Annotated in this window: 10 protein-coding genes and 1 pseudogene; 7 read left to right on the top strand and 4 right to left on the bottom strand. The window is 67.2% G+C overall.

The window, feature by feature from the left end:
- Positions 1-42: 42 nt before the first annotated feature.
- Positions 43-714: a hypothetical protein gene (locus tag ACTMTI_RS53620; protein WP_441128815.1), complete on the bottom strand. Its 672-nt coding sequence runs from the start codon at positions 712-714 to the stop codon at positions 43-45.
- Between the two features lie 89 nt (positions 715-803).
- Between ACTMTI_RS53620 and ACTMTI_RS53615 the strand changes: the two genes are divergently transcribed.
- Positions 804-1247: a winged helix-turn-helix transcriptional regulator gene (locus tag ACTMTI_RS53615; RefSeq protein ID WP_441128814.1), complete on the top strand. Its 444-nt coding sequence runs from the start codon at positions 804-806 to the stop codon at positions 1245-1247.
- 33 nt (positions 1248-1280) lie between these two features.
- Positions 1281-1454: pseudogene (locus ACTMTI_RS53610) on the top strand (IS982 family transposase); the annotation flags it as partial.
- Between the two features lie 398 nt (positions 1455-1852).
- On the opposite strand, the gene ACTMTI_RS53605 reads toward ACTMTI_RS53610, so the two are convergent.
- The 3 genes from ACTMTI_RS53605 to ACTMTI_RS53595 all read right to left on the bottom strand — a co-directional run bounded on the left by ACTMTI_RS53605 (position 1853) and on the right by ACTMTI_RS53595 (position 3958).
- A complete protein-coding gene (locus ACTMTI_RS53605; protein WP_441128813.1) occupies positions 1853-2374 on the bottom strand; it encodes an Lrp/AsnC family transcriptional regulator in 522 nt (173 codons plus the stop codon).
- A gap of 588 nt (positions 2375-2962) precedes the next feature.
- Positions 2963-3244 carry a hypothetical protein gene (locus tag ACTMTI_RS53600; RefSeq protein ID WP_441128812.1) on the bottom strand — a complete coding sequence of 94 codons (282 nt, stop codon included), beginning with the start codon at positions 3242-3244 and terminating at the stop codon, positions 2963-2965.
- A 135-nt stretch (positions 3245-3379) separates the two neighbouring features.
- On the bottom strand, positions 3380-3958 hold the full coding sequence (locus ACTMTI_RS53595; RefSeq protein ID WP_441128811.1) for an MBL fold metallo-hydrolase: 579 nt from the start codon (positions 3956-3958) through the stop codon (positions 3380-3382).
- Between the two features lie 564 nt (positions 3959-4522).
- Here ACTMTI_RS53595 and ACTMTI_RS53590 point away from each other — a divergent pair.
- From ACTMTI_RS53590 to ACTMTI_RS53570, 5 genes are all read left to right on the top strand, one after another.
- Positions 4523-5446 carry a GlxA family transcriptional regulator gene (locus ACTMTI_RS53590; RefSeq protein ID WP_441128810.1) on the top strand — a complete coding sequence of 308 codons (924 nt, stop codon included), beginning with the start codon at positions 4523-4525 and terminating at the stop codon, positions 5444-5446.
- Between the two features lie 221 nt (positions 5447-5667).
- Positions 5668-5856 (top strand): HNH endonuclease, encoded by a 189-nt coding sequence (locus ACTMTI_RS53585; protein WP_441128809.1) that lies wholly within the window; start codon positions 5668-5670, stop codon positions 5854-5856.
- A 263-nt stretch (positions 5857-6119) separates the two neighbouring features.
- On the top strand, positions 6120-6548 hold the full coding sequence (locus ACTMTI_RS53580; RefSeq protein ID WP_441128808.1) for a hypothetical protein: 429 nt from the start codon (positions 6120-6122) through the stop codon (positions 6546-6548).
- A 598-nt stretch (positions 6549-7146) separates the two neighbouring features.
- Positions 7147-7842 (top strand): site-specific integrase, encoded by a 696-nt coding sequence (locus tag ACTMTI_RS53575; protein ID WP_441128807.1) that lies wholly within the window; start codon positions 7147-7149, stop codon positions 7840-7842.
- Positions 7839-8930: a tyrosine-type recombinase/integrase gene (locus ACTMTI_RS53570; protein WP_441128806.1), complete on the top strand. Its 1092-nt coding sequence runs from the start codon at positions 7839-7841 to the stop codon at positions 8928-8930. Before ACTMTI_RS53575 ends, ACTMTI_RS53570 begins: the two co-directional genes overlap by 4 nt.
- The last annotated feature ends 118 nt before the right edge of the window (positions 8931-9048 follow it).

Raw genomic sequence — 9048 nt, 5'->3', positions numbered from 1 at the left:
TCCGATCCTCCCAGTTCAAGGGCACTTTTCTTATGTGAACGATCAGGCTGGCTCAAATTCGCCGTGAAAGCCGCAGGCTAAGGCGTGGCGGGCGTTGAACACCGAGATGGCGTGCAGCGCCAGCATCGCGGGCACGACAAAGGTGGGGATCAAGCTCATGGGGAGCGTGGCCATCACGGCCGTGTCACCGGCGGCGGCCAGGACGCCGAGTCGCGTGGGCGAGTGCAGCACGCCGAGGGTAACGGCGAGGAGTAGGTCCAGGATGCCCATCGCGGTCCAGGCGTAGAAGATCCTCCGGGCTAGTCGGCCGGGCCCCGTCCAGCGGGCGGCGACCAGCGGGGCGGTGAGGCCCACCAGGATGTCGCCGAGGCCCGCGGGGAGCGCGAAAGCGCCGGGCAGGTCGCCGACGGCCCACACGGCGACGAAGCCGAAGCCCGCGACCCGCCAGGTCTGCAGCGTCGTGAGCGCGCGCAGATCGGCCGCGGCGGCCCAGGCCCGGAACGGAGGTGACCAGGCCAGCAGCGCAACGACGAGCAGGGGCGGTACGGCGACGGCCAGCCCAAGCGCGACGGGCGGGGTGCCGCTGGCCGCGAACGCCCCGGCGGAGGCGGCCAGCGCGACAACGGCGCACCAGGCGGCCGCGATGCCCCACAGCCAGAGCGTGAGCCTTGGGACGGCGGGCACGGCGGCAGGAGCGGAGGCAGCAGGAGACATGAGACCACCCATCTAGTGACTTGCGTTCTGCAAGCGACGATATGACTCGTCGCTTGCAGAACGCAAGTGACTGGGTGAGAATCCTTTCCATGGCTGCTGAATCAAGCTGGCGCCGCTCGGACTGCGCGGTCGCGAGCACGCTGGACATCCTGGGCGACAGATGGTCGCTGCTGCTTGTGCGCGACCTGCTCATGGCCGGGCAACTACGCTACGGCGACTTCGTCGGCGCCGCCGAGGCCATCCCCACCAACACGCTGGCCGACCGGCTGCGCAGGCTCGAGGACGCCGGCATCGTGGAGCGCCTGCCCTACAGCGAGCGCCCGCCGCGCTACACCTACCGGCTCACCGAGGCGGGCCGGCAGCTCGGCCCCGTGGTCGACGCGCTCGCGGAGTGGGGCGTACGGCATCTGCCGGGTACCCGCAAGCTGACCCCCGGCCCAGCCCACATCTCCCCCGAACCGACCGTGCCAGGCACACGCGGGCCGGCCCCCCGCGCCGACCGTCCGTCCCCCGGCCCGGCGGCCACCCCGTGACGACCGGCTACCGGATCACGCGCGCCCTCTACCCTGCCTGGCCAGTCCGGCTACAACAAACGCCTGTGCAAGACCCTGCCCCTGCTCAAACCCGCGATCCGGGCACTGGCACGCGAGGTCGATCTGTGGCACGACCCGATGTGGGTGGTGGACTCCACCCCGTCGAGTGCGTCAACGATACGCCGCTGCTGCTCGGCCTGGACGGGGTAACCGTCAAGGGTCGTCGCCGCAGGTGATGGACTGCAGGATGGACCGGTGGTGCACCTGGCCACCGCGGATGAACGGGCCAGATTCTGCCCGCAGTGCCGGGTCGCCGCGGTCCGGATGAAGGCATGGGTGACCACCCGCCTGCATGACCTGCGGGGCTTCACCCAAGACCGGGTAGTTGCGTACACCCGTCACGGGCGCAAACCTCAAGATCCCTGAATGTGATACTGGTCACCCGAAATCCGAATTGGTAAACCGATACGACGACCCCGCAATGCGAATCTTCATCCGAATGACCGGACGCTCCGCCACATGTGCTGGGCGTTCGGTCATGCGGGTGTGTTCTCTTCATCCGAGCCGGGACGCCCGCTCATGGTCCATGAAAGGGGATGTGCCTATCAAGATGATGGCCTGCCAAGTTCCGGCTGATTCCCGCCAATGGCCGGCCTCATATCACGAGCCTTGGCGCCCGGTGGAAGCAGCGGTGTTCCAGGCCACTGCTGGAAGATCAGGTTGGTGTGGACCAGCGCCACTTCGGGCCGTGACGTCAGCTCGTTCAGGACAAAACGCTGCAAGTCGGCCGCGTCCACGGCGGCCACATGGATGATGTAGTCATCGGGGCTCGTCAGGTGATAGAGCGTTCGAGTCTCCGACTGAGCGAGCACATGGTCGACGAATGCGTCCACATACGGCTGGCGATGTGGCTGCAGGCGTACCGCCAGCGAGGCCTCCAAAGGCCTGCCCAGCGCGGCTGGATGGACGCGCACTGTGTATTGCTCGATGACCCCGGCGGAGCGCAGCCGGCTGACACGGCCCAGGCACGTGGATGGAGCAATGCCGACCGCGTCCGCCAGGTGTCGATTGGTGATCCGCGCATCGTTCTGCAGCAGCCGGAGAATCTCAAGATCAATCGAATCCAAGCTGAAGTTTCGGGTCCATGCGGAAAATATAATTCAGGCTCTCTTGATGGTGGCCGATGAGGGTTCAATCATGCACTCATGACTCGCCAGACGCTTGACACACGTGCCGTTCACGGCGGGCGAGAAGATCTCGCGGACATAGGGCTGCACGCGGCCCCGCTGGACTTCTCGACCTCATATCCCGCACATGACAGCCGTCCGGAAGCGGTGCGGCTAGACGCCTTCGCCGCAGGGCAGATCCCGGACGGCCGCCCCATCTACGGGCGACGTACTCGGCGCATTCCTCGATGGTCGGGCACCGCCGCCAGATGTTAAGATCGCCAGCCATGATCATTCGGTTGGCGATCGGGTCTTCGTCGGTGTCCAACGTCATGCGCTCGACACCGAACGTCAGCAGCGAATAGGCCCCCTTGATGTAGTGGGTCTCGTCGAAGACCACCGCGCGCGGTTCGCCCAGCCGGAGGAATCGCAATGCTCCGCCGAGCACGGTGACGAAGAGCGGCCCCACCCATCCCCACCACGCGTCGGCCGGCATGGGCGGAACCAGTCGGCGCACCGTGATTCGGGCAAGGCTCTGGGGATGCAGATTCACCCCTGAACCGCTGCGAGATTGAGCACGGCCAGTTCAGGCCCATTGCCAGAGCCGCAGGATGGCGAGCCGGACGAGCCGCAGGACGGCGCCTGCCAGCTGAACACCAGCCCAGGGGAGGAGGACACGCCGCTGTGCCAGGTGGTTCCACCTTGTGACTTCTTCAGGCCGATCTCGACGCTCTGCCCGGTGACGAGGTCATGCACGGTCGCGCCGAGGTCGATGAAGCGATCCGCGCGACGCCGGGGTGAGATGGCCGCGTACGACCCGGGACTCGCCACCGGCGAGACTCCACAGCACGGTACGGCCTTCCAGCGTGGCCACGCACCAGTTCAGGCTGCAGCGCATTCCCCTCGCCCCTGGCAGCGTCGGCAGGGAGGTGCGTTCGCCGGTTTCCAGGTTGACGGGCCCTAGACCTAGCGCGGCGTATCGGCACCAGGGATGAACGCAGCGCCGTGGCCGGGGACCACGATGTCGGCCACCGCCAATACCCGCTTACGGCCGAGATGCAGCGCCTCGAGATCGACGGCATGCCTGTCCCCTGTGGACGTGGCGTCGTTCCACACGTGGGTGAAGACCACGACCCCGCTCGGAGTACCGACGAGCGTAGTGATGTCCTCGTGCGAGTGCCCAGGCGTCCTGATCAGCTTGATCGACGGCGTGAGCTCGTAGCCCTCGGCGTCACGCCAGGTCCACTGGTCACCGGAGTAGATCGCCCAGTGGTCATGAAATCTGGCATTCGGGAACAGTGCCGCGTTCAGCGTGTGGTCGGGATGATGATGACTGAAGACGACGTCAGTCACCGACTCGGGCGCCACGCCCAGTGCCCACAACGGATCGAGAATGAGCGACTGGTTCTTGACCATGCCGGGATCGGTTACCAAGCGGACCTCGCCGTCCTGGACATATCCGACCGTGCTCGCTACACCGTCGCTGCCGTAGCCCTCGTACAGAACGGTGTACGACGCCGTCCTGGCAGCCGGAAGGTCACTCATAAGTCTCCCCCATGCGTTCCGATCATCCACAAGCATGGAGGCCGTCTCTAGACAGCGACAGTAGTGCTGCTGCCTATATCAGCATTTTTCCCGCCATTCTGGACGGGTAGACCGGGCATGCCGAAGGTCTGACCCGGTTGGATTCCGGAACCGTTTGAAGGCGTTGCCCACGCGGACCGCGGGCGGACCTATATCGGCGCCCCGCGCATGAACATGTTGAGACGCGCCGAGATCGACGAGGCATTCCCGGCCTGCTCGCCGTCGTCGCCGCCGACAGAAAGTCGTGCCCACCCGGCACGGTGAAAGCCCAGATCAGGGGTTCCGCTCCGCCCTGCCGGACCGAGGCCTACGTGCCCCGTTACGCTCATGGAGTACGGCTTACGACGCACTGCTTAACGGCGGTATGCCGCTCACAGGTCTCCCGGTCTCCGCATTGGGAACTATGGATCATCATGGAGACGCTGGTTGCCCTGACAGTGGCGGTTCTGCAGATATTGGCGGAAATCCTGCCAATATGGAGCTATGACGCCGTTTTCTTCCGTGGCTGCGTACGCTACCCAAGACGTGAGCGCTTTCGGGCTGGGCCTGGTGGCCAAGATCTTCGCCGACCGCACCGATCTCGGTCTGCCGCGCTTCGAGTTGACGGTGTGCGCCGAACAACCCGGCCCGGTACGCACCGAACTCGGCCTGCCGATGGAAGTCGGCCACGGGCTGGAGCGCATGGAGGAGGCAGACCTGGTCATCTTGCTCCCCTGTGACACACAGACTCCCACGCTCTCGCCGCCGGTCGCGGCGGCGATCAAGGTCGCGCACCGCAGGGGTGCCATCATCGCGGGCTTCTGCACCGGATCGTTCCTCTTGGCGGCAGCCGGGTTGCTCGACGGACGTCGCGCGACCACCCACTGGAGCCTGGCCGGTGATCTGGCCGCCCGCTACCCAGAGGTTACCGTCATGCCGGATGCCCTGTACGTGGACGAGGGCGGCATAGTTACCGGCGCGGGCAGCGCGTCCGGGATCGACATGTGCCTGCACCTGATACGGCGCGAGCACGGTGCTGCAGTCGCCAACGCCATTGCCCGCCAGGTCGTCGTGGCACCGCATCGTGAGGGAGGACAGGCCCAGTACATCCCGGCGCCCGTCCCCGCCGGAAGCGATGATGAGCGGCTGGGCTCCCTGCTGGACTGGGTCCGAACAAATCTGGACAAGCCGCTATCGGTCGACGAGATGGCCGCGTACTCCCTGATGAGCCCGCGTACCTTCGCTCGCCACTTCAAACGTGTCACCGGAACCACCCCGCTTGCCTGGGTGCGCGCCCAGCGACTCAACCGCGCTGAGGAACTGCTGGAGACGACCGATTTGCCGGTCGAGACAGTCGCGCGTGAGGCCGGGTTCGGGTCCGTCGCCGTCCTTCGAGAGCAGTTTGTTAACCGCCGTGGCGTCTCGCCACGCGCCTACCGGAACATATTCCACAGCGTAGATCGTCCATGACCGCCACTCGGTTTGGCGTCTAACCCCGACACCGAGCATGGTCCACGCCGTGGCCTGCACGTCCCCTGTAACGCGACGACGGACGACCGCCAGTGGTAACCGCAATGGGGCGGCATCAGCCTGGACCCGGGACGTCACCACGCAGCCCCTCAACGACAACCCGCCGCGCATCTGGAACAGGTGCCCGTCCAAGCTGATCCAATGGCTCACCGCCGACATCTGTGAATTTATGCGGTTCCACGGAGCGGGTCGAGGCGCACCACATCCCGGCACTCAAAGACCTCAACCCCAAGGGGCGGAAACACCCACCCGACTGGGTCACGCGCATGGCTTCTCGCTGCCGCAAGACCTCGTCGTCTGCCGCGTCCGGTCCAGCGGGAGAGCAGCCCCGTCATTCGCGTGGTTATTGATCCCGCACTACGGGCAGCACCGGTGAAATGCGGTCACGAGTGGTCGAGTCGGCCTGGGGCGCGGTGCCGGAATTGCTTCCGGTCCGTTTCTATGTAATAACCCCTGAGTTCCTCTGACCATCCTCGGTTTCTTCAGCCGCAGGACCTGGGCTTATCTGCTGGTGCTCCGACTCCTTCTGGTGTTGATGAGATTTCAGAGTTTCTGAAGGTCTATCGTCCTGGTCGTTCGTCTTGCTGCGATGGTGAAGGCGAGGTGGCCGGAGATGGCGCTGGCGGTGGTGAAAGATCTTCGGGTGGCGCGTGCTCCGGCCATCGCCGAGGACCTGGAAGCGCTGGAGACCGACGTGCTGACCGGGTTCGTGCTGGCCCGGGCGGCCGCAGGGCTCGCCGACTCGACGATCGCTGCGGACATGTCGCACTTGGAGCAGGTCCGGGCCTGGTTCGGGCGGCCGCTGTGGGAACTGGAGCCGTCTGACATCGATATCTACTTTGGCAAGGTGCTGCGGGAGGTCTCTCCGGAACACGCGGGCGGCACGGGCTCAGACGATCAAGACGTACTTCGCCTTCCTCGAGCTTCGTCACAAGGCGGCTTATGTTCAGCTGCGCATAACGATCCCTATGCGCAGTGCTGGATTATGCGCAGTGTCGACCCGTTGCGGCTGGTGAGGGCCGGACAGGCTAGCGAACGCTGACCATAACGCCGAAGATCCGTTCATGAGGCCTGGCAGAGGCCGGGCCGCGCATGATCGGAGGTCGGCCGATGGTCGCCTTGCCTGTGCTGGTGTCCGGCCTGGAAGCGGAGATGATCCGCTTGGGCTACAAGGACTCGACGATGGTCTGGTACCGGGGCGCCTGGCGCCGCCTGCAGCGGTACTTCGCTGCCCGCGGCGTGGAGGAGTTCTCGCTGGACCTGGCCATGGAGTGGGTTGACGAGGCCTGCTGCTTCTTCGCCAAGGAGCAGGCCGGCACGCTCAAGCAGACCGACGTGTACTTGTTCAGGGTCGCCCAGATGCTGGGCGACTACGAGACTCACGGCGCCGTGGTGCGCCGCTACTCCCGCATGGTCAGCAAGCTGTCCGCGGACGAGGCCGCTGTCGTCGTCCGATTCGAGGCATGGCTGCGGGCCGCGGAGCGGAGCGCCTCGACGGTGCGCTCTTACGGGACGCTGGCCGGGGAGTTCACCGCGTTCGCCGGGACGCGGGGCGGGCTCGCCCGCTGCGATGCGGGGACGGTCGGGGCGTTCGTCGCCACGCTGGCCGGCTACCAGGCCAAGACCGTCGAGCAGAAACTGTGCGCCCTGCGGTCCTCCGGTTCGCGTCCGAGGCCGGACTGGCCGGCACCGCGACGGCGGAGGCGGTCCCGGCGGTGCCGTCCCGCAGGCAGGCGAGGATCCCGTCGGTATGGGACCAGGGCGACGTGGCGAGGATCCTGGAGGCGGTCGACCGGGGCAACCCGTGTGGGAAGCGCGACTACGCGATCATCTTGCTGGTGGCCAGGCTCGGGCTGCGCGGCATCGACGTCAAGCGGTTGGAGTTCTCCGATTTCGACTGGCCGGGCAACCGGCTGTCGGTCGCCCAGGCCAAGACCGGCGGCAGGGTATGGCTGCCGCTGCTGAAGGACGTCGGCTGGGCGGTCATCGACTACGTCCGCTCCGGGCGGCCGGCCGGCGACTGCCCGCAGGTGTTCCTGCGGCACACCGCCCCGGTCGGCCCGTTCTCCGACCAGGAGCACCTGCACCAGATGCTGGTCAAGTACGCCCGGGCGGCGCATGTCCCGGTGAGCGACAAGCGCCGCCGCGGCATGCATTCTCTCAGGCACACGCTGGCGACCCGGCTGATGGAGGGCGGCACCCCGGTCGAGCAGATCGCCGACATCCTCGGCCACCAGTCGGTGGCCTCGACCGGCGTCTACCTGAAATCCTCCCTCGGCCTGCTCGCCAGGTGCGCCCTGGACCCCGACGAGCCCGGAAGGCAGGTGCCGCGGTGAAGGGCAGCGCGAACCCGGGCCTGGCCGTCGCGATCGCGGCGCTCGCCGCCGATAAGCGCGCCGTCGGCTACAAGTACGACGCCGAGGAATGGGTGCTGGCCCGGTTCGAGGCGTTCTGCCGCGCCGAGTTCCCCGGACTAGAAACGGTCACGAAGGCCTCCGCCGAGGCCTGGATCACCGCGGCCCGCGAGCGGGGAGTCCGGCCGGCGACCCTGCAGGGCCTGGCCGCGCCGGTCAGGGAACTTGCCCGCTGGCTCGGCCGCCGCGGGACCGAGGCCTATGTCCTGCCCGCGCGCATGCTGCCCAGGCCCGCCCGCTACGTCCCGCACATTTATACCGACCGGGAACTGGCGGACCTGTTCGCCCAGACCGACCGCTGCCGCTACAGTTCCGAGGCCCCGTTCCGGCACCTGGTCATGCCGGTGCTGTTCCGGACGGTCTACGCCTGCGGGCTGCGCAGCTCCGAGGCCCGGCTGCTGCGCCCCGGCGACGTCGATGTCAGTGCCGGAGTCCTGCAGGTCCGCGACGCCAAGGGCGGCAAGGACCGACAGGTGCCGGTCTCCGGGCCGCTGCGCGAACGGCTGGGCGGCTACCACGCACGCATGGCCGGGCAGCCGGGCTGGGAATGGTTCTTCCCTGGCAGCGCCGGGCAGCCGCTGGCGCTGCTGAACGTCTACAAGAACTTCCGCCGGTTCCTCTGGCAGGCCCGCATCTCCCACGGCGGGCGGGGCCACGGCCTCCCGCGTCCACGATCTAAGACACACGTTCGCGGTCAACAACCTGCGGACATGGTTCGCCGCCGGCGAGGACGTCAGCGCGCTGCTGCCGGTCCTGCAGGCCTACATGGGCCATTCCTCGATCGGCGACACCGCCTACTACCTGAGGCTGACCGCCGAGTCCTATCCCCAGATCGCCGCCCGCGTCCAGCACGAGTACGGCGGCATCGTGCCGCCCGCCACCGCAGGGCCGCGCCATGGCGACTGACTTCGCGCTCGCCCTGCGCCGCTTCCTCACCTCCCACCTGGCCGGGCTCCGCGGCTGCTCACCCAGCACGATCGCCTCCTACCGCGACACGTTCAAGCTCCTGATCGCTTGGTTCCGCGACGAGCGTCCGTCCCGCCGGCCAGGCTCACCCTCGACCACATCGACGCCGGCGCCATCACGGCATTCCTCGCCCACCTGCAGGAAGACCGGCACAACAGCGTC

Source organism: Nonomuraea sp. H19, from assembly GCF_052068215.1.
Taxonomy (GTDB): domain Bacteria; phylum Actinomycetota; class Actinomycetes; order Streptosporangiales; family Streptosporangiaceae; genus Nonomuraea.
The sequence above is the reverse complement of the archived record's forward strand: the minus strand, read 5'-3'. Positions and strand labels throughout refer to the sequence as shown.

What these genes read in the sequence shown, in the direction of transcription:
- ACTMTI_RS53620 (WP_441128815.1), bottom strand. Translation starts at nt 714, where the DNA reads ATGTCTCCTGCTGCCTCCGCTCCTGCCGCCGTGCCCGCCGTCCCAAGG.
- ACTMTI_RS53615 (WP_441128814.1), top strand. Translation starts at nt 804, where the DNA reads ATGGCTGCTGAATCAAGCTGGCGCCGCTCGGACTGCGCGGTCGCGAGC.
- ACTMTI_RS53595 (WP_441128811.1), bottom strand. Translation starts at nt 3,958, where the DNA reads ATGAGTGACCTTCCGGCTGCCAGGACGGCGTCGTACACCGTTCTGTAC.
- ACTMTI_RS53580 (WP_441128808.1), top strand. Translation starts at nt 6,120, where the DNA reads ATGGCGCTGGCGGTGGTGAAAGATCTTCGGGTGGCGCGTGCTCCGGCC.